The sequence below is a fragment of the Streptomyces sp. NPDC050264 genome (genome assembly GCF_040655895.1).
In the GTDB taxonomy this organism is placed as follows: Bacteria; Actinomycetota; Actinomycetes; order Streptomycetales; family Streptomycetaceae; genus Streptomyces.
Map to the genome: position 1 here is coordinate 1 of NZ_JBFAKV010000042.1, position 20,326 is coordinate 20,326.

Consider the following 20,326-nt stretch of genomic DNA (forward strand, 5'->3'; position numbering starts at 1 on the left):
GGACGACACCCCAACAAGGGTAGACCGCGTCTCACCATGATCGTGTTACGAGCTCATAGCCGGCCCTCGCCGAATACGCCTGTCCACTCTCCTCGCGGACATGGTGCCCGGCGCACGCACCATCCGCGTATCGCAGCGCGAGCCCGGCCAGACATGGCCCAGTCCCTACGCCCGCGCGTACGACCGCTGTGGCCAGCTCATCACGATCAGCCGAGCCCAAGGACGGACCGCAGCACGCTGGATCATCAGGACCCATCCCGAGGCGGACTGGAGCAGGGCGCACGACCTCGATCTGACGACCGGATCCCTGCATGTCGCAAGGGCCGCCGCGTTCACCGTCGCCGAGGGAGGGCTCTGACCATGGCCAGGATCCGCACCATCAAGCCCGAGGCGTTCTCCTCCGAGTCACTGGCCGCGGTCTCTCTGACCGCCGAACGAACCTTCATCGGTCTGCTCACCCAGGCCGACGACCACGGATGCTTCCGTGATCAAGCCGCCGTCATCGCCGGGCTGCTCTGGTCGCTGCGCCCCGAGCACGGCCCGCTCGGTGTCGAAGAAGACCTGACGCAGCTCGCAGGCGAGAACCTGATCTGCAGGTACGAGGGAGACGACGGCAAACGCTACCTGCACGTCATCACCTGGAGCCTGCACCAGAAGATCAACCGACCCAGCGGTCTCCGACACCCCCGTTGCCCTCGCCACTGCGACGCGTCGGCGGATGCGATCCCGACTTCCCAGGGAGGCCTCCGTGAGCCCTCACCGCAGAATCACGGAGGACTCCCGGAGGACGCGAGCACGGTTCAGGGGCCCCCTTCGAACCACGAAGCCGCAGGTCAAAGGCGGGTCGGCGAGCTCTCCGTGAGCACTCATCCAGGACTCACCGCATCCTCGGTGGGCACTCACGCTCCGGATCTAGGACCTAGGAACCTGGATCTAGGAACTACTTTCCCTTCGGGGGACGCAAGCGCCCCCGCTCCTGCCGCCGCCTCAACCCAGCAGCTCATCGCCGAGTACGCCGCTGCCTGCGCTCACAGGCCGCCGCGCGATGTTCTGGGGCACCTCGGCCGCGAGACGGCCAAACTTCTGGCCGAGGGCATCCCCGCCGACCACATTCGCGCCGGACTCACCCGGCACCGCATCAAGGGCCTTCACCCCAGCACCTTGCCGAGCCTGGTCAACGAGGCGATGAACGCCGCGTCCCCAGCTTTGGCTCGGCCGGAATCCCGGCATAACCTCGCCGCCCACCGGCCCTGGGCCAACCCCGCGGACCCGGCCGCCGCCTACGCCGAGGAGCTGTGATGCGCGACTACGACGCCCAGCCCGTCGGCGGTCTCACCCGGCGCCTGGCCAACATTCTCAGCACCAAGGGCATCGACCCGGCAGCTGTTCCCGTCGAACGCCCAGAGCCGATCCCAGCGCTGCAGGCAGCCGACTCCCGTATCCCGGCCCGCTACCGCAACGCTCTCGCCGATCACCCGGCCGTCACCGCCTGGGTACGGGACGTCGCCGCGGTGGGACACCCCGGTCCCGGCGGCGCCCGAGGAATCGCCCAGGGCCGATCCCTGCTCATCGCCGGCACGACCGGCACGGGCAAGACCCACCAGGCGTACGGCGCGATCCGCTCGCTTCTCATCGCCGGAGTCCGGCTCCGCTGGAAGGCGGTCACCGCCGCTGACCTGTATGCCGAGCTTCGGCCGCGTCCCGGCCATGACGGTGAGCGCGAGTTCATGGACCTGGCCCGCTGCCCGCTCCTGTTCGTCGATGACCTCGGCGCCGCCAAGAACAGCGAGTGGACCGAGGAGATCACGATGCGGCTGATCAACCGCCGCTACAACGAGATGCTCCCCACCCTCATCACCACCAACCTCGGCATGGCCGACCTTCGCGCACACATCGGCGACCGCGTCGCGTCCCGCCTCACCGAGATGACGGACAAGGTCATCCTCGACGGCCCCGACCGCAGACGAGCCCTGGCCGTCGAGCGCCTGCGCGCCACGGTCGACAGCTGAAGTCCTCCGCGAACGCTGCCGGTTCGCCTCTCGCACGCACGAACCCCGGGGGCCACGCCTGCCCAAGCGCTGCCCCCGGGGCCGAACGGAGACGCTCACATGCACACCAACGAGCCCTGCACACCCCGCCTCCTCGGTGACCAGTCCTGGCAGGAGCACGCCGCCTGCCGAACAACCCGACACCACGAAGTCGACCTCGACCTCTTTTTCCCCGAGCCCGACGAGATGGACCGTATCCACGAGGCCAAAGCCCTGTGCGCCCAGTGCCCGGTCCGACGTACCTGCCTCGACGCCGCGCTCGAGAACGGTGACCGCGAAGGCATCCGCGGTGGCATGACCGAAGAGGAACGGGAGTCCCTGCACAGCAAGTTGGAACACCGCCTCGACTACGGGCGTGTCAACGCCACCCTGTCCGGTCGCGATGTCCATCTCACCAAGAGCGAGCGCCGAGCCGTCGTCCGCGCCGCCTACCAGACCGGCATCGCCGCTGAGCGCCTCGCGTGGCTACTCAAGATCACCGAGGAGCACGCGGACAAGCTGTACCGCCGTACACGGCGCGAGATGCGCAACCGCTCCGTGGCGGAGGTCCAGCTCGACACCAACGTGGAGGGGACGAGGGCAGAGTCCCGGGCCGTCGCCTACGCGGAAGGTCCCCGCCGTAGCCACCTCGGGGCGGCCGCGTGAACGAGGCCGCCTCCGTACCGAACGGGATCACGAGTTGGGACCGCGCCGCGATCGTGGCTCTCGGAGCCGCCGGTTGTGCCCTCTCGTACGACGCCCTGCAGCAGATGGCGACCGCCATCCATATCCGCGGACTCCTGACCTTCGTCTTTCCCCTCGTCATCGACGGCTTCATCGCCTACGGAGTCCGGGCCCTGCTGGTCCTGAGGACTGCGACGCTCGCCGCACGCTGCTACGTGTGGTTCCTGTTCGGCACGGCGACGGCCGCGAGTATCTGGGCCAATGCCCTGCACGCGGTCCGACTCAACCAGCAACAGCCCGAGGGCACCGGCCTCCGGCTCGGCGACGTCACGGTAGGGGTCCTGTCCACCCTGGCTCCGCTCGCACTTGCAGGGGCCGTCCACCTCTACATCCTTATCGCTCGCAGGGCCGGCGAAGTTGAGCTGTCCGCTGTGTCCGAGGACACGAGTGTCCGGTCCGACAGGTGCGCCGTGGCGCGCACGAACAGCGTGTCCGCACCGGACCCGATCGACGGCGGACAGCCCACCGCGAACATCGTCCGAGCTGCGGTCATCCAAGGCCCGGAAACGAAGAAGGCGGCGGACATCACCTTGCCCACCGCCGGTGGACAGCAGCTCGGACGCCCGCAGGACCTGCCGACCGAACCAGTACCGGAACACCATGGTCGCACGGCCGACCTGGGCGGACAGCCGGACATCAGAACGCGACCAGTCGCCTTCTCGCGCCAGGCAAAGCCACTGGTGACCGGCTCGGACACCAGTGACCGGAGGGGTGCGGCGGTCACCGATGAGGGGCTGCTCGCCCTTGCCCGCCCAGCGGTCACCGAGGCCGGACGACTCACCCGGAAGGTCGTCGGTGACGCCATCCGCAGCCAGGGCCACGGGCTCAGCAACGGTCGACTGACCGAGCTGATGGAGCTGCTACGCCAAGAGGCCGAGGTGCAGGACAACACGGTGACCGGCTGACCGGACAACCCACTCCGGGTGGGGTGCCCGGAACAGCGCACCCCACCCGGCAACCGCCGTGCCTCACCTCTTCATCGAACGGGAGACCCCATATGCGTACGTCCCCAGCCACCCCAGCCGAGGCCGATGCCTGGATGGCCGTACTCACCCGCTACGGACACCTTCACCGCGCGGAGCCTGGGCCGGACGGCTCCTGGACTGTGCAGCGCACCTCCGCGAGTACACCCCACACCCTCCATGACCCTGTTCTCGTACTCGACTTCGTTGCGGACGTTCTGCGCGATGTGCGCCGATCTGGTCTCGGCCTGCCCCAATGACCCCCGACCCGACGTCACACGCCTGCGAGCACCTGGGCGAGGCCCACTGCCCGGCACGTGGCCGAGCAAGCTGTACCTTCCGAAACTCCTCCGCAGCCACAGGCTGCGGAGGAGTTTCGGAAGGGCTTACCCCGGCCGCTGGGGCGGCAGGGGAGGCCCGGCACCAGGGGGCGCCGGACTCGGAGGCTGAGACCGAGGGCGGATCGCAGCCGGGGGGAGAAGACGACCAGACCGCAGCCGTGCACACGCGCCCCCGCCTGCGCCAGAGCGTGCTGCGCGACCAAGTCCGCAGCGTCCGCCTGACCCGCGACGAACTCGACCTAGTCCGCAGCGCCGCCGACTCGGTCGGCCTGAAGACCGCCGGCTTCCTCGCCGACGCCGCAGTCGCGGTCGCCCAGGCCCAAGGTGGCCCGAAGGCCTGGCTGTGGGACCAGCGCGGCCAGGTCGAGGAACTGATGGCGGCCAGCGCCCAGCTTGCCCGCGTCGGCAACAACCTCAACCAGGTCGCTCGCATCCTGAACTCCGGTGGTCACGTCGACCACGCAGACGAAGCCGTTGCCCGCGTCCTGCGCGCCGTTGCGCGCGTCGAGACCGCGGCCATCGATCTGGCCCGGCGGTAGACCGTGGTCCCCGACGTCTCCACCGGAAGCCGTACATACGGCCTCCTGGCCTACCTCTACGGTCCCGGCCGCCGGGACGAGCACGTCGACCCTCACATCGTCGCCGCCTGGATGCCCGAACTCGCCCCCGATCCCGGACGGGACCCGGCCGCCACCCTCAAGCAACTCACCGACCGGCTAGACCTCCCCGTTCTCGCCCTGCCCAAGGAGCGCCGGCCTGCCCGGCACGTGTGGCACTGCCCCGTGCGGACCGCGCCCGGTGACCGGCACCTCACCGACACGGAGTGGGCCGCCGTAGCTCGTCGCGTCGTCCATGCCACCGGTATCGCCGAGTACGGCGACGACAAGGCGTGCCGGTGGATCGCCGTCCGGCACGCCGACGACCACATCCACATCGTCGCCACCCTCAAACGCGAGGACGGACGCAGCCCCCGCCGCCACCAGGACGGCATCCGCGCCCAGGCCGAATGCCGCAAGATCGAAAAGGAGTGGGGGCTGCAGATCCTCAACGAGGGAGACGGCACCGCCGCTCAGCGCCCCACCAGCGCCGAACGCGCCAAGGCCGAACGCACCGGCCGCCCCGAACCGGCCCGCGACACCCTCCGCGAGCACGTCCGCCAGGCCCTGTCCGGAGCCGCAGACGAAGCCGAGTTCTTCCGCCGCCTCGCCGAGGCGGGCCTCCGCCTCGAAGTCCGCCGTGCGCCCTCCGGAGACGCCCTCGGCTATAAGGTCGCCCTCCCCGGCGACCGCAACCGCGACGGCCAGCCCATCTGGTTCCCCGGCTCCCGCCTCGCCCCCGACCTCTCCCTCCCACAGATCCGCCTCCGCCTCGCGGCCGACCTGACCGAAGACGAATCGTCCTTCGCAGTGCGTCCCGCCGAGCGCCCGGCCCGCGCCCGCCGCACCGCCGCCCACGTCGCCGAGCAGGCCGTCACTCACCTCGTAGACGGCAGCGACATGGTCGGCGCGGCCCAGCTCGTCGGTGTCGGTGAACTTCTCGACGCCGTCGCGCAGACCGCACCCGCAGCTACCCGCAAGGAACTCGCCGACGCCGCCCGTGCCTTTGAACGCGCCACTCGCTCCCACACCCGCGCCGAACATGCCGACCATCGCGCTCTGCGCTCCGCCGCACGCGGCATCGTCCGTGCCGGCAGTGCCCTGGGTAAGGGCGAGGACGGCGGCACCACCGCGATGCTCCTGTCCACCATGGTCCTCGCCGCAGTCGCGGCCATCCGCTGGCACTCCGCCCGCGGACACGCACAGCAGGCCGCAGCCGCCCGGCGGGCTGCCGAGCACCTGCGTGCCGCCTACCGCACTGCCGCCACCCCACCCATGGCCACGATGCGAGAGCAGGGCCGCCGCCTCCCCGCACCCCAGCGAGACCGCTACGCCCACACGCTCGAAGCCGCCCTGCCAGATCAGGCCCCACGCATACAGCGCGAGTCCGGCTGGGACGCGCTCACCGCCACGCTCGCCCAGGCCGAACAAACCGGACACGACCCCGACGCACTGCTCCAACAAGCCATTGAGTGGCGGGAACTGAACACGGCGGACAGTGTCTCCGACGTACTCGTCTGGCGCTTGCGCCGCATTGCCGACCTGCCTGCCGCACCAGCTTCGAACCGCACCTCGACCACCCGCAGGAAACCACCTGCAACACCGCGAGCCCCACAAGTGGCGCCACAGCCCCGCGCCGTGCAGCCCGACACAAGCCCCCATCGACCACGAGGGTCTCGGCACTGACGGCACCACAAAGGGGTGGACATCTGCAATCGACACCTGTTACGGCTGGTCAACAAGAGGACGAGGAGGACGAAGACCATGCTCAGCGAAGACGTCCACACCCCCAGAACCCTTCCGTCGGCCACCGTCGGCACTGACGACCCCCTGCTCCGCCTGCAGCAGGAGACGCAGCTCGGCGACGGCCTCATCCGTCTGCGCGCTACCACTCATCCCGAGGAGATCCGCATTACGGGCATCCTCGTCATGTGCTCGAACTGCGGCGCGCGCCGCGACTGGATGGTCATCTGCGACCGCAGCACGATCCGCATCCGCTGCCGCTGCGCCCACGAGTGGGTCGAGCCCGAGCTGACCCGCGCGGACTACGAGGCCATGATCGACGTCGGCGGTCACGACCACCCGAGCCTGGAGGCCGGCGCCCAGGCCATGGGCTACGACGGTTCCCTCGCCGGGACGTACTTCGCGGAGCCGCGCCCCGAGTAGCTATCCCGTCCCGACACCCCCAAGGCCCTCTGGCTGCATGGAGGTTCTGAGCGAGTTCGGATCTCGCAGCGTAGCCGCTGGTCACGCCCGGCCTCATCGCCGATGGACTGCGGCGCCCACGCACTGTTACGCCAAGACGCCGATCTGCAGGATCAACTGGCCCTCATCTGGGCCGATGGCGACTGCACCGACCAGCCCACTCCTTCGCGCCATACCGGCATCTGCGAATTCGGCTTCGCGGCCGTCGTCGCCGACGGTGTCTCCTCAGTCCGCTCCTCACGCGGCACCGTTCGGTCAGCCTGCTCGCGATCCCGCGACGGCCTGAGCCTCGGCGACCGGACGAGGATCAGTACCCGGCGAGCAGCTTCACGGAGACGACGCCCAGGCCGATCGCGGCATTGAGCGCCGAAGTCACCACGGCGTGCAAGAGGCCCACGCCGGCCCGGCGCCCGCCGACGAAGCCCCACAGTGCGAGCGTGAGGACCTCGGAGCCCGCGGCGATCCACAGCGCCGTGGTGAGGTCTACGGCCCCGAGCGCAGACATGCCGATCAGCAGCAGCGGTCCGATCGCGCTGGTGAGCAGCGGGCTGCTGGTGAACAGCTCGTGCCGGATCTCGTGCCGGGTGGACCGCCTCCCGTGCACGACGGGATGCGCCTGCAGGTCCGCCACCAGGGTCGCCAGCCACAGGCCGAGCGCGGTGGCGGCCACCGCCACCGTCGCCCCCTTGTGGGTGACGTGCCCGCCCTGCGCGAGGCCCACGAGGACGGCGAGCAGGGTCAGGGATGAGTAGATGCGCTCCTTGAGGCGCTCGCCGAGCACCGCGGCGCGGTCGTACGCGGTGGGTTCCGGCGATGTGCTTTCGCTCATGATCGGAACCCTATCGGCGCAGGGCTGGGCGGCCTCGGCGATGCGCCCGGTGGCGTTCCGTCACGCCGCTGTGTGGCGCCGGGAACCGAACATCGGTCAACCTCTATCCGTACACATTCGCCGTAGTCCTTGGCGCACACCGACAGGGCTGTCCCATTGTGGGACAGCCCTGTCGTCGTACGACTCGAAGAACGGAATCAGGCGTCGGCGAGGTGATTGGCCAGGTGCAGTGCGTTCGTGGCCACGGACAGTGCGGCGTGCAGCTCGATGACCTCCAGCAGCGTGGGGCGGACGACCGGGGGCCAGCCGTCGTGAAGGTTCGGCCAGGTCGCGAGGAGGACCTCTGCCGATGACAGACCGAGGCGAGCGGTCACGTTCATCCCACCCGGCGCTGAAGGCGTCCAGCTGAGGAGGAGGGTGCCAGGGCGGAGCGGAGTGCGGTCGCAGGCGCAGACCCAGCGCGCGAGAACCGGAGCGGAAGCCCGCTGGGGGACAGAGCGGATCAGCGCCCCACGCGCACCCGAGGGCATGGGCCCTGCAGCAAGCAGATTGAGGGGCACAGTGCCGCTCGACGAGTTCATCGAGCGGCACTCGTGGTCCCGGGAAGTGCGGCGGTTCACGCCGTGGACCAGTTGAGCTGGGAGCGGACGTTCGGGGACAGCACCTCCTGCTGGCCGTCCTCGGCGATGTACACGGCCCCGCCCCCGAACGCGGAACGGTCCTCGACGACGCTCCCGATGCGGTGAGCGAAGGGCCAGTCGGGGTTGATGGCGAGGTACGCGGGGAGATCCGGGTCCAAGGTCTGGAGCTGGTGGATCAGTTGTCCGATGGTGATCGTCTTGGGCAAGGGAGCCTCCAAGGCTGCGCAGTTGGCGTGGATCAGTAGGGGAGCGGGCGGTTCAATCCAGCGGCCAGTCGTGCTTGGCGAAGACGGTGTATGGGAGTTCGGTAGGGGTGTGCACGAGGTTGCAGGTGATCAGCGATACGCACAGGAATCCCTTTGTTAACCTGGGGTTTTTCGAGACGGTCGTACGTTGGCATGGTCGCGAAGCAGGTCTCCAGTCCTTTGCCGCGGTGCACGTCTGCCGTGGGCGAACTCGGCTCGGCGCCACCCCCCCCTGTGCCGTCCCACGATGGAATGAATCGGTCGCCCCGAGAGCTGTGCCCGAGGCGACCGACGGAGAAGGAGAAGAAGTTGCGGGACGAGGAACAGCTCGCCTACACGGAGGCTGTTGATGACGCGGCGGCGGGTTCCTTGGGAAGGGCCCGGATGGCGGACGGCCGACGTGTCGAACTCAGTGTCGAGGAGCTGGCGACGGCGGTGGGCGCGGTCACCGGCCAAGTTCCCCCTGCGCGGCATGACGGCGGCACGGACTAACGCCGGTAGGCACACGCCGGTTCGCGGGCCGGGAAGGACGCCACGACGGGCAATGCTTCGCGGCCAGCTGCGTGGTCGGCCGAGGGTTCCGAGGATGAACGGTCGTGTGCTGCGTCTGCTCGGGGCGTGGCTTCTTTGCCGAGCGAGCGGGCAAGGCCGTCGGCGAGGTACCCCGAAGGGAAGGCGCCGATAACGGATGGGGTGGCGTGCATACGGGCCTGGCTTCCCGCAGCGCGGCGATCCAGTTGGTGGAGGCGGCCTCGATCCGGTCGGACTCGTGGAAGACGGGCACGCTATCCGGACGCGTCATGTGCTGGAGACGGGCCTGCTGCATGGCCATGTCGCTGTCGTCCATGACGAGGGCGATACGGATGCCCAGCACGGCGACCAGCGCCGGATCCTTCGAGCGGCCCTCACGCAGGAGGTCGTATCACTCGTCAACGGGATGACCCCAGGCTGAGGTGATCATGACGTCGGCGGCGGCAAGGCCGGAGTCGTCAGGCATCGAGGGCTCCCGCGTGTAGGGCGAATGCGAGTGGTGGAAGAGGGGTGGGGCGGCGCCCTCCAGCCGCGAAACGGCAGGCAGAAGCTGGCAAGGTTGCCTGCTCAGAGGCGAGCGGCAGCAGCAGGGCGGTGGTGCGTTCGGACGGGCAGGGCGGCGCTGAGGGTACCCGCCGCGGTATGAGCGACCGCCCTGGTGGCCGCGAGGCGGTGTCCTTGGGAACGGGCGCGGGCCGCCGTGGCACGTTGCACTTCCAGCGGAGTCGGGACCGGAGGTGGCACGGGGCGTATGCGGGCGGCGGAGCGGTTGAGCTTGGGTATCTCGGGTCCGTAGCGCAGCACCGGATCCTGGCTGGCCAGGCGGGCGGTGGTCGCCGCGATGAGCGGCTTCGGCACGCCGGAGGTGAACGTGGCGCACCAGCCTGAGTGATATCCGTCCTGGCCGCCCCAGAGCACCCAGCGCTGCTCATCGCCGTGGAGTTCGGCCTGCCGGGTAAGGAAGCGTCCGGAGTAGGCGAGGCCGGCGAGACGGTCGGGGGCCGTGGACACCGTGATCAGACGCCCGCTGTCCAGCTGCCAACCTGCGTCCTGCAGGGGGAACCAGCCTTCCTGCATCTGTTGGTGAGGGCTGAACAAGGTGGTGTCAGGATCGTTGCGGTACCCGTCGGCGAGCGTCGAAGTGAAGGCGGTGACCAGCTCCGTTGGGGTGCCTGCGTCGAAGGTCGCCATCCACTCCGGTTCGTCGAACGGGTGCCGATGCGCGGTGATCTTCCACAGGATGTTGTCCGGGCCTTCGGGCAGGTAGCCGAGCCGGAGGCACTGATCGGGCGAGGTGACGTAGGCGTTGCCGAGGTCGTCGTGGGCGAGGGTGAAGCCGAGGCCGAGAAGTGGCTGGAGGCCTGGGTCGCCGATGGTCCTGGAGCCGGCGAGGTAGACGGGGGAGACGAAGAAGTCGCCTTCGAGGCGTGTGGGCATGGTGGGACTCCGGACCTTGGGTGATGCTCAGCGCTGACGGCGGGAACGGCCATGGGCGGGACGGGGGTTCGTGGTCAAGGTGGGCGCGTTGATGGCGCTGGTCGGCTTTGGGACGTGGGGCGTGCGGGTCAGGGCTGCCTGTGCGCGGACGGTGGCCGTGGGGGCGGTGCGGTGTACGTCGACCAGACGGTGGTGGTGCTCGGGAATGTCGGCAGCGAAGCGCGGGACGGGGGTGCTGCTGATGAGCGCGGCGATGGCGGCGGCACGGAGGTGCGGGTGCGTCTTGCCGCTGAAGAACGCACGCCAGGTCGGAGCGTGCACAGGGTCGGGTCCTGCCGACAGGCGCCACAGTGACTTCGCCGGGACCAGCAGCTCGTTGTACTCGTGGACCCAGCCGTCTCGGGTGCGCAGGGCCATGTGCCCGTCGGGAGCGACGTTCAGATGGGGGCGGCTGCCGCGGACGAACTCCCACTCGCCGTCGCGGATGAGTTGTTCTGGTCCGGGGCCGTAGTGCTTGCCGTCGCTGAAGTAGTCGCGGAAGTTGCCGGGGAGGCTGTGGACGAGGACCCGGGCGAAGGCGGCGACGGCCTCGTTCGGGGTCCCGCGGTCGAAGGTGGAGATCCAGTCCGGGACGCCGAGCGGGTCTTCGGAGAAAGTGATCGTCCATCCGCCGTAGTAGCTTTCCAACGGGTTGGCGATCCGTACGCGTTGGCATGGGCTGGTGTAGTACGTGTCCGTCTCGAAGGCGACGGTCTTCGACCAACCAGGGGCAGAGTCAAGGATATTGAAGACGACGTCACGGCTTCCGGCGCCGGCGAGGTGCACGGGAGAGACGAAGACCTCGGTGTTGGGATCGAGATCGTCGAGAGGCGACGGGGGCATGGCAGAGAACCTCCGAGGTGGTGCGCGAGCGTCGGCGCGGCGCGGGGCTGGCGCCACGCGGACACTTGGGGGCTAGGGAGGTCTGGCGGTCGCCACGGCGTCACCTCGCCCGGGAGGGATAAGGCAGCTGCGCCACAGGTGCCGGGACGCGCGGCTGGGGCGCCGGTGCCTCTTGGGACGGCCCGGCACTTCCCCGGGGAGAACGGGAGCGGGCGGCCTCTGCACGCTGACTGTGCGAAGGGTCGGCCGGGGCTTGGCGCTCGCGCTCCAGACGGCGCGAGGCCAGGCGGTACGCGGCATGGTCCTGGCGCTCGCCGACGGCCAGCAGGTAGATCTCGCGCCGATGCTGGGACGTGGTGGGGGCATCACGGAACTGGATGACCATCCGCCACCGGGTCTCCGGATCGACGTAGACCTTGTGGCAGCCCGACAGTTCGCGGGTGAGCGCCGCGCCGCGTTCGTTGCCGTGGACGAGGTGTTGCAACTCCAGTAGAGCGAGGTCGCGGATGTTCTCCGGTACGTCGCGCAGATCGGCGAGGGCCTCGGGGTGCGCGGCGAATGCGTACCGGGCCGCCTTCATCGCGCACCTCCGCGAGTCCGTGACGCGGTGGCCGGAGGTGTTCGGGGCGCGGCGGCCGCAGCCGGTGGAACGGCCAGAGGGGCGGGTCCCTCGGTCGTGGAGCGGGCACGAGCGGCTTGCACCCTACGCGTGGAGGGGTTGCCCGGTGCCGGGGCGAGCGGGAGCGGGGCACTGCGGTTCATGGCCCAGTCGTCGGCTTCCTCCGCAGTTGCGAAGGCGACTTCGCGCACCGTGTACGTCTGGAGGTTCTTGTCGGTCTCTTCGAGGAACAGCCGGTACGGGGCGGACGCCGAGTCGGGGTGATGGTCGTACACGACCAAGCGTGTTTCGACGCCGAAATCGGAGGTGCACGGGTTGTCGGTGAAGTCGTCGAGGACCTCGTACCGGTTCTCCGCGTTGGTGCGCAGCAGGTCTTCGAGCCGTGAGGTGAGAGCATCGGCCGGCCGGGGCCCATGGTTACGCGTGGCCAGGGTCGCCTCCGGTGGGCAGCCCTGCCGGATGAGCCAGTTCTGGGCCAGGGGGACCACCGCGGCCCGCTCGATGTCGAAGGTGTACGTGCGCTGGTCGATGTCCCGAGTGATGCGCAGGGCGACGAACTCGGCTTGCCCGGGGACGCCCCAGATGGCTGCCCGGTCGTAGAACAGCAGGTAGCTGTCGCGGCCATCGGCGCTGTGGTGGGCGGCCATCGGCACGAACATGTCGTCCGAGATGGTGACGTGGATGAAGTCGTCCTCGACCCGCTCGGTGGCGGCCTGGAAGCCGGCGAGCCGGTAGTCGTATTCCAGGCTCTCGTACAGGTCCTCCATGTCAGGCCACCAGATCGACATCGGGCGCCGCCAGGAGCCGGTGGTTGGGGCGCGCGCTGCTTGTGGTGCATGCCCCGAACGGGCCATCGGGAGCGCGGAGTTGGAGAAGGGTTGGGTCGAGGTGGTCGCGGTGCCACGTTGATGGACCGGTCAGCCCGGCCTCGACGTCGGTGAGCTGCTGCCAGGCCAGCCACAGAGCGTGCAGGCGAGCGACAGCTTCGGGATGCTCGTACCATTTGCGGCACCACGGGTGCGAGGTGCTGACCTCTCGCCCGTAGACCGGCACCAGCAGGTGATGCACCCAGTTGGTCAGCGCGGCGAGTTCTTCGGTGTACGACGTGCCGTCGAGGGCCAGGATGAAGATCGACGTTGGACCCTCTTGTGAATCCCCCGGTCCGGCGGACGCGGAGGCGTCCCCCGGACCGGCAACGCCGGGATTCTCGGAGTCGTCGCTGCCGCCGGCCTCGGCGAGGGGTGCCTCGTCGGTGAGACGGGCGAGGGCCTCGCCCTGCTTGCGGCTCTCCGTTACCAACCGGGTGACCGTGGAGACCAGGTCATCCAAGTCGTGGTCCGGTACGCGTATCGGCTCGTTCTCCTGAGCGGGATCAGCCATCACTACCCCTTGGCGAGTTCGAGTGTTCGGGGTGGCGATGGTCCGGAGAGTTCCGGGTTTGGCCCGGCCGGGGATTTGCCGTAGAAGCCGCTGATCACGCTGGCCGCCGGTGTCGGCATGAGCCGATGGGTGGTGCCAGCAGCCGCAGGGAGCGGGCAGCCTGCTGCGGCACAACGCCGTTGCCCAATGCGGCGAGTTGAGCAGGCCGACCGAGCCCCGGGGTGGCAGTCACCCACCCCGGAGGGAGGCCCTGCATCCACTCCACGAACAGCGAGTCGAGTCGACCGGCCTCGTCGGTCGGGCGGGGCGCCGGACGCGTGACCCGCTCCCAGCGAGCGATAGCCCGTACGGCCCCCAGCTCAGAGGACCTCGGCCTCGAACAGCGTCGGCGTCCGCGACGAAGGCGCCGCGAAGCTGGCTGCTGGGTGGCCGCTCAGCGGGCGTGGCGGGGCTCCGGAGCAAAGGCGAGCCGTATCGGAGAAGAGGCGGCGGCCTTGGCCGTGACTCGGTAGATCGAGTTCGCCGGGAGGGAGGACCTGCTCAGGGCAGCGAGCACGCGCGGCGGTGTCCCGTCTATTCGGTCGGAGGAACGGCGCAAGGAATCGACGGTCTCCTCCAGCTTGCCCACGGCGTTGTCCAGCCCGTCCTGACTCACGGCGAATGCCGCCCGACGGGCGTCCTGGAGGTCAGGGGTGGGCCGACCTTCCTCGTACCTGCGCAGGAATCCGAGCTGCGCGAACGCTTCGGTATAACTCGCCAGCGCATGCCCAGCCGGATCAGCGGCACTGGTGTACGCGAGGATGACCGGGCCGAAGTCGAGGCCGGGGTCGGTGTCGGCTGCGCGGAAGAGCACGGCGTCGGACACGTCCTTGACCAGGCTCGTCAACGTGGTGAGGTGGTGGGACGCGGAGGTGAGGTCGGGCAGTGAGCGGGACGTGTACGAGCCGAGGATCTCGGCGCGCAGCCCTTCGAACTCCCGGGCCATGGCATACAACTCGTCCTTTTCGAGGCCGGCGAGGCCCGTGTGGTCGGTCATGACGGACTCCGTCGGTTGTGGCGGGCAGGGGGAGCGGCGCGAGATGGCGTCGGTGCCAAGACGGGCGAGCCATCTGCGACGTGGCTGCGCGCGAGGGCGGCATCGGTGCGGCTCGAAGGCGGCGGTCCTCCGGGACGGTCGTCGGCGTGGCTGGGGCCCGGCTCGATGCCTTGCGCGATACGCAGGCGGCGGCGGACATCCTCCAGCGGGCCGAGGGCGTACAGGGCGTAGTCGAGGAGCTGCCCGGGGGCGAGTGCTTCATGGTCGGCCAGGGCGCCGACCTGGCGGGCCGCAGTCGCGGCGGTACGCACGAGTGAGGCGTTGACGATCTGCTCGCCGAAGTGCTCGGCGGCACCACTGACCAAGGGATCGCAGACCCGTTGGACGCGATCGGTATCAAGCGTGCCGTCGGACAGGGCGCCGCGCCGCTGGGCCTCCCACAGCACGGTCAGCTGGTCGATGGGCTCGCCGCGATGGAGCAGTGCCCTGAGCGCGCGGTAGATCTGTTGATGCCCTGGATCGATGAAATCGTCGGGACGGAGCCAGTGCACCAGGTCCAGCAACTGCTCGGAGTGGGAGGAGAGGCATCCGAGGAGGAACTCCTCATCGGCCAGCACCTGATCGGCGACCGAGTGGGGACGACCGGGGTGGAGCGAGTACGCGTCGGGCGGCGCGACTGGACGAGGCTCGGTCCCCCAGACGCGGGCCAGCTCGACGAGTACGTCGGACAGCACCTGGGCGTGGTGCACCGTCTCGTCGACGGAGCCGCGGCGCAGATCGGCGAGCGCGGCCTGGTGCAGCCGACCGGCGTGCAGGGCGACGCTGCGGTGGATGGCGCCCTCCAGCACCATCCGGCCGTATATCGGGGCGTGTTCGGGGCGCGGGCACGCCGACACCAAGAGGTGCGGGAACACTGCAGTCAGCCCCCGCGTATGGCCGCTCGCCTCTTGGACGGTGTCAGTGATCCAGGCCAGCGGCACTGGACCGTCGGCGCCGGCGGTCGCCGCGAGATGGCCCTCGGCCCGGAGCTTGAGCATGGCCGCGTACAGCGCTGCATGCACCGGGCGGTCGAAGTGCTCCGGGCGCAGCCACCCCGAGAGACCGATGAGCTGCCTGGGATCCAGGAACAGGGCGCCGAGGACGGCCTGCTCGGCTTGGACGAGCGGGGTCACAGCCGTGCCTTACGTGCTTGTTTCCGCTGGGCACGTAGGGCGGTGACGGCCTGCTCGGCACCGGCCAAGTCGGTCGCGAAACGGTCGAGTTCGCCGACGAAGGCCGGGTCGGAGGCGAGGAGCGTGCCGGAGGGGGCGACAAGCCACCAGTCGGCGCCGCGTCGTACGACGGGGGTTCCGGCAAGGCGTTCGGAGCGGCGGACGGATGCCCAGGACGGGTCGGCATGGGACATAGCGGTACCTCAAGAAGGGGAGCGGGAGCCGGGTGTGGGAGGGCCTGGGACACCTGGGTCTGGCCCGCCCGAGGCGGACGACCGGCGGGGTCATACGGCCGGACCGAAGTCGTCCCGGCCCAGGGATTTCGCCAGCGCGCGCTCGGTGATAGCGGCGGTCTCCTTGGCGGAGGCGGCGCCGAGGCGGTCGGCGTCCGGTTCGCGGTACCACGGCTTGAGATCGAGCAGGGCGGGCCTGATACCGGTCGCGAGCAGCAGCGCGGAGCCCTTGGGCAGGGCGCGGATCGCGTCGGTTGGCAGTACGCGCTCTTGGCGCATGGAGACGGACGTCGACTTGCCTGACTCGCTGGTTGATACCGACACGCTGCGGACGTCGTGGTCGCCGACGAGGCGGGAGAGCTTGTCGGCGAAGTCGGCGTCGTCGATGCCGGATCCAACGAGCTTGATGGTGGCGGCGGACCAGAGGGCGTCCATGCCGGCCTCGCCCCACACCCGTACGCCCTGGCGGTAGGACTGGAGGATCGTGACCGGGATGACGCCCCGGGAGCCGAGGTGCGAGTAGAGATCCGGCAAGTCGGCGATCTTGCAGACGTTGGCGGCCTCGTCGAGGATCGCCAACAGTGGTGCGTCGAGCCGTCCGCCGTCGCGCTCGGCCTGGAGAACGGCTGCGCGCATCACCGCGTCGGCTGCCGCCGCAATGATCGCCGAGGCGGAGCCGCCACCGTCCTTGGACAGCAGGAACAGTGTGTCCTTGCTGGTGGCGAACGCCTCGGGCTTGAACTCCTGGATCTTCGTCAGCCCGTCGGGCGGAGTGACCCAGGCGGCGATCGCCGGGTCGAGGAGGCAGCTGGCGTACTGCCGGGCCGTCTCGAAGATGCCGTCGCGGGTCTCGACGGCGCCGGCCACGGTGCCCTGCAACTGGGCGGCGACCGCGTCGAGCCTGGCGTCCTGGAGCAGGTCTACCGGGGTGCGGTCCGCGGGTGAGGCGAGCCAGGCCAGCACGTCAGTGATGGGACGGCGGTCGCGGGCTGCGGCGAGAAAGAGCGCGGTGAGGGTGTTCGCGGCGGCGGTGGACCAGAAGTCGCCGGCGCTCGACTCGTTCACAGACGCGGTCACGAAATGCCCCGCCAGGCGCCGGGCCCCGGTCAGATCTCGGGCATCGGCGAGGATGTCCCACCACACCTCCTGGCGCGCGTGCGCGATTTGCTGCGGGTCGAACGTCCACACCGTGCCAACCTCGGCGCGTGCGGTAGCCGTCGCAGTGAATGCATCCCGGGCCGCCTTGTTGCTGGTCAGCAGAACGGGACCGGGGGCGCGCAGGATGGCTGGTATGGCCAGGCCGGACGTCTTCCCTGATCGGGGCGCCATGATCGCGACAATCACGTCCTCCCAAGAGGAGCGGATTTCCCGCTTCCCCGACGACAGCGTCCCGAGCAGCACGCCGCGGTCGTTCGGGGCTACAAGCTTGGGCTTGGTGCTTTTCAGGCTCGGGCGGAGGTCTATCGCCTTGGCCGCGACCTTCTTGGGCAGGAGGTCCGCGAGATCCTGCTGGTCAGCCAGGCCCTTCGGGTTGCCGCGCAGCTGCAGCCACACCTTCGCGCAAAGCAGCGCGGCAGACAGGAGGACGAGCGCGGGGAGGAAGTAGCACCCGGCGATCACGGCGGGCGGGGCCAGGTGCGGCCAGACCTGATCTGGGTGCAGCAGGGATTCTGCTGGGAGGTAGGCGGCCCAAGGATCTGAGCCGAAGGTGGCGTTGGCGAGATTGCCGAAGAGCCAGGCGAGGCTCCCGCCGCCGATGCCGAGCGCTGCGCTGGCGATCAGCAGGTACAGGAGGGCGTCGGTGCCGGTGGTGGTCGAGGGCGTGCTGGTGGTGCGTGAAGGAGACAAGGCGCGGTCCCATGACGTGGTGCGGGGAGGAGGAAGGGCTGGGGCCGGCGGGTTCTTCTGGTGATCACGGGCTGTCTCCGTATGGGTGCGGTCGGGAGATGAGTGGGCGCGGCGAGTTATCGGGATTGGCCTGGCTTGGGCGCGGGCGGTGGAGCGGCGGAGGGAGCGCCGGTCGGGGCGGTGGTCCTCACCGGGTGCTGGGCGGCCGGGGCGCTGCCGTAGTAGTTCGCGATCTGGGCCTGCCAATTCGGCCTCGGCGGACGGTCGAGCGCACGGAGCTGATCGGTGGCGATGTCGAGGCGCTCGCCCAGGGAAGTCAGTGTGGAGGCGGCCTCGTTGAAGTCGTATGCCAGGTCCCAGCCCTCGTCGGTGCCGGTCTCCTTTGCCTTCTCGGCTGCGGCCTCGAAGAACTCGCTGAGCCGGACGAGCACTCCGTCGTTGACATCTAGGACGTGCTCGGTGAGCCCGGCCGCTGCCCCGGCGGTTTCGGCACCGTTGAGTTGGTCGGTCAGGTTGAGGATCTGGTGTCCGTAGAGGAGGCGGCCCTGAGGGTCCGATGGTGTGGTTGTCGGGCCGACGAACAGGTCGGGGGCGATGTCGACCCGGTAGCCGACGGCGGTGAGCAGCTGGGCGGCGTGGCTGGCCATTTCGTTCTCGCGCTTCTCGCCCATGTCCCAGGGCAGCCGGTACCAGAAGGAGCGGATCGCTTGCTCGTACTGGAAGCCGGCGCGCTTGAGGAGGGTGCGGGCGAGTTCGTCACCGCCCTCGGCGATGACGTTGCCGTCGTGTTCGCGTGTGATCGTGATGTCGGGCGGGGTGAGCATGGCAGGGCTCCGGTGGGGTGCGGGATCGACGGGACTAGAAGTGGGGGTTCTCGGTCGGCCGGTCGGCGGGGGAGGCCGCCTCTAGCAGCTCGGGTAGATCAACGGGGTCGGCGTCGCGCTGGTCGATCCACCAGCCGGCACGGGTCACCGGACGGATGAGGTCCTCGATCGCCTCCCACTCGGCCTCACTGGTGGCGCCCTCGACGACGAGTGCGGTGTAGGCGGCGGAGACGAGCTGGTGGCGGCAGCGGACGGCCCAGGTGACGGCGCGATCGGTGCCCTCCAGCGGTGGCATGCGGTACTGATCGGACCAGGACTTGGCCTCGTCCTGCTCCGCGGCCCGCCGGGTCGCGAGCCACTCGGCCTTGGCCTCTGCGTCGTCGTCGCGGGCGGCACGCCAGCAGCCGATGCAGTCGCGTTCGGCGAGCCAGCGCGCGTATCCGGCCCGCCGGTCGGCGGCGCGGCCGGAGAGGTCCGCCTCGGTGGTGTGTCCGCAGGCGTGGTCGATGGTCCACAGCTTCTTGACTGCCATGAGCAGACTCCTTGGAGTCGGTGAGTGGTGGGATTAGCGCGTACGGCTCTTCTTGTCCGACGCGGTGTGGGTGGGTGTTGCTGCCCGACCCTGGCCGTGGGGGATCAGGGCTGGGTGGCCCTCAGAGGGCGCCTTGGCGGCGCGGGCCGGGGAGATGGACGTGGCGGCCTGCGCCCGTCGTTGCTCCGTGACCGGGCCCGACTCGGGGCGCCCGTTGCCCCGGATGTAGGAGACGGCGACATCGGTGCTGGGAAGGCGCGATTCGACGTACCGGAGGTCATCCTCGCTATGGAGCAGGACACCCCCGCGCGTCCGCGTATTGCTGCTGACCGTCCTCAGCGTGCCTTCGGGACTGTGGCCCTGGTCGTGCGTGACGATTCGGCCGGCCTGGATTATGGCGTGAGTAGGGGCAGCGGCAGCGGCGGTCTCGGGGATGGAAGGAGCCGCTGAGGGCGTCTTCTCCAGCCGGTCGAGGAGACCGGAGGTCTGCGACAGGCGAGTTTGGGGCTGAAGGTCGTAGGCCGCGTCGGAGCTGACGTTGTACTGCGCGGCCCGCAGTGACTGCACCGCCTGTCCGCCGCGCCGGACAAGGTCATGGTGTGGGTCGGTCAGGGCGTACAGGTCGCTGTCGGGCAGGCGCTCGAAGCCGACGAGTCCCAGGACGTGCTCGGCGACGTGGTTGTCGTGGGACGTCGCGGCGACGACACCGTACTGAGCGTGGTGGCCGATGGTGATGTGCGGGCGTGTGTCCGCCACGAAGATGCACCTCGCAGAGGTCGGAGCCATGCTGAGGGATGAGAATGAGGCCCGAAGGCGGGTTTGGTGGTGCCGGAGATCTCCGTTAGTCAGCGCGAGCGCGGCGGCTTGCTCTCCGGAAAGTGCTGGGCGGCGGCGGGGCGGACCGAGGACGACTCGATCGCCGCATTGATGTGCCGGAGCGCGAGCGGGGACCAAGAACGGGCCGCCTCGGGCTGCCGCGACGGAGCGGGGCCACTGTCCAACTCCCGCTCGGACTTTGTGATTTCGGTGAGCGCGGCGCTGTGCTCGACCCAGGTCAAGGCGTAGTGCCAGCCTTCCGTGTTGCGCAGCGCGACCGCTCGACTCCACGTCTCCTGGAACGCGGGATGATCCTGGACCAGGATTTCGGATACGAACTCGAGATTGCCCTGGACCTGCGCTGCGCCCTCCAGCGCTGCGCGGAGT

Annotated in this window: 25 protein-coding genes; 9 read left to right on the forward strand and 16 right to left on the reverse strand. The window is 69.6% G+C overall.

Annotated elements, in window-relative coordinates; genetic code table 11:
• Positions 1 to 100 precede the first annotated feature (100 nt).
• The 8 genes from AB0J02_RS41030 (at position 101) to AB0J02_RS41065 (ending at position 6,836) form a co-directional block, all read left to right on the forward strand.
• A complete protein-coding gene (locus tag AB0J02_RS41030; protein WP_363199025.1) occupies positions 101 to 358 on the forward strand; it encodes a hypothetical protein in 258 nt (85 codons plus the stop codon).
• Positions 359 to 360: 2 nt separating this feature from the next.
• Entirely contained in the window at positions 361 to 1,299 is a 939-nt protein-coding gene (locus AB0J02_RS41035; RefSeq protein WP_363199026.1) for a hypothetical protein, read from the forward strand.
• Positions 1,299 to 2,009 carry an ATP-binding protein gene (locus tag AB0J02_RS41040; protein WP_363199027.1) on the forward strand — a complete coding sequence of 237 codons (711 nt, stop codon included), beginning with the start codon at positions 1,299 to 1,301 and terminating at the stop codon, positions 2,007 to 2,009. Before AB0J02_RS41035 ends, AB0J02_RS41040 begins: the two co-directional genes overlap by 1 nt.
• A 99-nt stretch (positions 2,010 to 2,108) precedes the next feature.
• Positions 2,109 to 2,693 carry a WhiB family transcriptional regulator gene (locus AB0J02_RS41045; RefSeq protein WP_363199028.1) on the forward strand — a complete coding sequence of 195 codons (585 nt, stop codon included), beginning with the start codon at positions 2,109 to 2,111 and terminating at the stop codon, positions 2,691 to 2,693.
• Complete coding sequence (locus AB0J02_RS41050; RefSeq protein ID WP_363199029.1) at positions 2,690 to 3,676, forward strand: DUF2637 domain-containing protein; 987 nt, start codon at positions 2,690 to 2,692, stop codon at positions 3,674 to 3,676. Before AB0J02_RS41045 ends, AB0J02_RS41050 begins: the two co-directional genes overlap by 4 nt.
• A gap of 556 nt (positions 3,677 to 4,232) precedes the next feature.
• Positions 4,233 to 4,613 (forward strand): plasmid mobilization relaxosome protein MobC, encoded by a 381-nt coding sequence (gene mobC / locus AB0J02_RS41055; protein WP_363199030.1) that lies wholly within the window; start codon positions 4,233 to 4,235, stop codon positions 4,611 to 4,613.
• A 3-nt stretch (positions 4,614 to 4,616) separates the two neighbouring features.
• Positions 4,617 to 6,356 carry a relaxase/mobilization nuclease domain-containing protein gene (locus AB0J02_RS41060; protein ID WP_363199031.1) on the forward strand — a complete coding sequence of 580 codons (1,740 nt, stop codon included), beginning with the start codon at positions 4,617 to 4,619 and terminating at the stop codon, positions 6,354 to 6,356.
• A 78-nt stretch (positions 6,357 to 6,434) separates the two neighbouring features.
• A complete protein-coding gene (locus AB0J02_RS41065; protein ID WP_363199032.1) occupies positions 6,435 to 6,836 on the forward strand; it encodes a hypothetical protein in 402 nt (133 codons plus the stop codon).
• Positions 6,837 to 7,182: 346 nt separating this feature from the next.
• Here AB0J02_RS41065 and AB0J02_RS41070 read toward each other — a convergent pair whose 3' ends face one another.
• The 3 genes from AB0J02_RS41070 to AB0J02_RS41080 form a co-directional block, all read right to left on the reverse strand.
• On the reverse strand, positions 7,183 to 7,704 hold the full coding sequence (locus AB0J02_RS41070; RefSeq protein WP_363199033.1) for a hypothetical protein: 522 nt from the start codon (positions 7,702 to 7,704) through the stop codon (positions 7,183 to 7,185).
• Positions 7,705 to 7,901: 197 nt separating this feature from the next.
• Positions 7,902 to 8,078, reverse strand: coding sequence for a hypothetical protein (locus tag AB0J02_RS41075; protein WP_363199034.1), 177 nt, complete (start codon positions 8,076 to 8,078; stop codon positions 7,902 to 7,904).
• 242 nt (positions 8,079 to 8,320) lie between these two features.
• Positions 8,321 to 8,551, reverse strand: coding sequence for a hypothetical protein (locus AB0J02_RS41080; RefSeq protein WP_363199035.1), 231 nt, complete (start codon positions 8,549 to 8,551; stop codon positions 8,321 to 8,323).
• A 348-nt stretch (positions 8,552 to 8,899) separates the two neighbouring features.
• Here AB0J02_RS41080 and AB0J02_RS41085 point away from each other — a divergent pair, with 348 nt between their 5' ends.
• Positions 8,900 to 9,082 carry a hypothetical protein gene (locus AB0J02_RS41085; protein WP_363199036.1) on the forward strand — a complete coding sequence of 61 codons (183 nt, stop codon included), beginning with the start codon at positions 8,900 to 8,902 and terminating at the stop codon, positions 9,080 to 9,082.
• Positions 9,083 to 9,688: 606 nt separating this feature from the next.
• Here AB0J02_RS41085 and AB0J02_RS41090 read toward each other — a convergent pair.
• The 13 genes from AB0J02_RS41090 to AB0J02_RS41150 form a co-directional block, all read right to left on the reverse strand.
• Positions 9,689 to 10,558 (reverse strand): DUF317 domain-containing protein, encoded by an 870-nt coding sequence (locus tag AB0J02_RS41090; protein WP_363199037.1) that lies wholly within the window; start codon positions 10,556 to 10,558, stop codon positions 9,689 to 9,691.
• Positions 10,559 to 10,585: 27 nt separating this feature from the next.
• Entirely contained in the window at positions 10,586 to 11,440 is an 855-nt protein-coding gene (locus AB0J02_RS41095; RefSeq protein WP_363199038.1) for a DUF317 domain-containing protein, read from the reverse strand.
• A 100-nt stretch (positions 11,441 to 11,540) separates the two neighbouring features.
• Positions 11,541 to 12,020 carry a hypothetical protein gene (locus AB0J02_RS41100; protein ID WP_363199039.1) on the reverse strand — a complete coding sequence of 160 codons (480 nt, stop codon included), beginning with the start codon at positions 12,018 to 12,020 and terminating at the stop codon, positions 11,541 to 11,543.
• Complete coding sequence (locus tag AB0J02_RS41105) at positions 12,017 to 12,826, reverse strand: hypothetical protein (protein WP_363199040.1); 810 nt, start codon at positions 12,824 to 12,826, stop codon at positions 12,017 to 12,019. Before AB0J02_RS41105 ends, AB0J02_RS41100 begins: the two co-directional genes overlap by 4 nt.
• 1 nt (position 12,827) lies before the next feature.
• Entirely contained in the window at positions 12,828 to 13,439 is a 612-nt protein-coding gene (locus AB0J02_RS41110; RefSeq protein WP_363199041.1) for a DUF4913 domain-containing protein, read from the reverse strand.
• 433 nt (positions 13,440 to 13,872) lie between these two features.
• Positions 13,873 to 14,475, reverse strand: a complete 603-nt coding sequence (locus tag AB0J02_RS41115; protein ID WP_363199042.1) for a hypothetical protein — start codon at positions 14,473 to 14,475, stop codon at positions 13,873 to 13,875.
• Positions 14,472 to 15,647: a DnaB-like helicase N-terminal domain-containing protein gene (locus AB0J02_RS41120; RefSeq protein WP_363199043.1), complete on the reverse strand. Its 1,176-nt coding sequence runs from the start codon at positions 15,645 to 15,647 to the stop codon at positions 14,472 to 14,474. Before AB0J02_RS41120 ends, AB0J02_RS41115 begins: the two co-directional genes overlap by 4 nt.
• Positions 15,644 to 15,880 carry a hypothetical protein gene (locus AB0J02_RS41125; protein WP_363199044.1) on the reverse strand — a complete coding sequence of 79 codons (237 nt, stop codon included), beginning with the start codon at positions 15,878 to 15,880 and terminating at the stop codon, positions 15,644 to 15,646. Before AB0J02_RS41125 ends, AB0J02_RS41120 begins: the two co-directional genes overlap by 4 nt.
• Positions 15,881 to 15,970: 90 nt before the next feature.
• Entirely contained in the window at positions 15,971 to 17,767 is a 1,797-nt protein-coding gene (locus AB0J02_RS41130; protein ID WP_363199045.1) for a TraM recognition domain-containing protein, read from the reverse strand.
• A gap of 116 nt (positions 17,768 to 17,883) precedes the next feature.
• A complete protein-coding gene (locus AB0J02_RS41135; RefSeq protein WP_363199046.1) occupies positions 17,884 to 18,591 on the reverse strand; it encodes a hypothetical protein in 708 nt (235 codons plus the stop codon).
• Between the two features lie 34 nt (positions 18,592 to 18,625).
• On the reverse strand, positions 18,626 to 19,123 hold the full coding sequence (locus AB0J02_RS41140) for a hypothetical protein (protein ID WP_363199047.1): 498 nt from the start codon (positions 19,121 to 19,123) through the stop codon (positions 18,626 to 18,628).
• Positions 19,124 to 19,156: 33 nt separating this feature from the next.
• Positions 19,157 to 19,879: a hypothetical protein gene (locus tag AB0J02_RS41145; protein ID WP_363199048.1), complete on the reverse strand. Its 723-nt coding sequence runs from the start codon at positions 19,877 to 19,879 to the stop codon at positions 19,157 to 19,159.
• 89 nt (positions 19,880 to 19,968) lie between these two features.
• Positions 19,969 to 20,181, reverse strand: coding sequence for a hypothetical protein (locus tag AB0J02_RS41150; protein WP_363199049.1), 213 nt, complete (start codon positions 20,179 to 20,181; stop codon positions 19,969 to 19,971).
• Between the last annotated feature and the right edge of the window lie 145 nt (positions 20,182 to 20,326).

Coding starts and splice junctions, on each gene's coding strand:
- AB0J02_RS41030 (WP_363199025.1), top strand. CDS start 101: ATGGTGCCCGGCGCACGCACCATCCGCGTATCGCAGCGCGAGCCCGGC.
- AB0J02_RS41035 (WP_363199026.1), top strand. CDS start 361: ATGGCCAGGATCCGCACCATCAAGCCCGAGGCGTTCTCCTCCGAGTCA.
- AB0J02_RS41040 (WP_363199027.1), top strand. CDS start 1,299: ATGCGCGACTACGACGCCCAGCCCGTCGGCGGTCTCACCCGGCGCCTG.
- AB0J02_RS41045 (WP_363199028.1), top strand. CDS start 2,109: ATGCACACCAACGAGCCCTGCACACCCCGCCTCCTCGGTGACCAGTCC.
- AB0J02_RS41065 (WP_363199032.1), top strand. CDS start 6,435: ATGCTCAGCGAAGACGTCCACACCCCCAGAACCCTTCCGTCGGCCACC.
- AB0J02_RS41070 (WP_363199033.1), bottom strand. CDS start 7,704: ATGAGCGAAAGCACATCGCCGGAACCCACCGCGTACGACCGCGCCGCG.
- AB0J02_RS41090 (WP_363199037.1), bottom strand. CDS start 10,558: ATGCCCACACGCCTCGAAGGCGACTTCTTCGTCTCCCCCGTCTACCTC.
- AB0J02_RS41095 (WP_363199038.1), bottom strand. CDS start 11,440: ATGCCCCCGTCGCCTCTCGACGATCTCGATCCCAACACCGAGGTCTTC.
- AB0J02_RS41100 (WP_363199039.1), bottom strand. CDS start 12,020: ATGAAGGCGGCCCGGTACGCATTCGCCGCGCACCCCGAGGCCCTCGCC.
- AB0J02_RS41105 (WP_363199040.1), bottom strand. CDS start 12,826: ATGGAGGACCTGTACGAGAGCCTGGAATACGACTACCGGCTCGCCGGC.
- AB0J02_RS41110 (WP_363199041.1), bottom strand. CDS start 13,439: ATGGCTGATCCCGCTCAGGAGAACGAGCCGATACGCGTACCGGACCAC.
- AB0J02_RS41115 (WP_363199042.1), bottom strand. CDS start 14,475: ATGACCGACCACACGGGCCTCGCCGGCCTCGAAAAGGACGAGTTGTAT.
- AB0J02_RS41125 (WP_363199044.1), bottom strand. CDS start 15,880: ATGTCCCATGCCGACCCGTCCTGGGCATCCGTCCGCCGCTCCGAACGC.
- AB0J02_RS41135 (WP_363199046.1), bottom strand. CDS start 18,591: ATGCTCACCCCGCCCGACATCACGATCACACGCGAACACGACGGCAAC.
- AB0J02_RS41140 (WP_363199047.1), bottom strand. CDS start 19,123: ATGGCAGTCAAGAAGCTGTGGACCATCGACCACGCCTGCGGACACACC.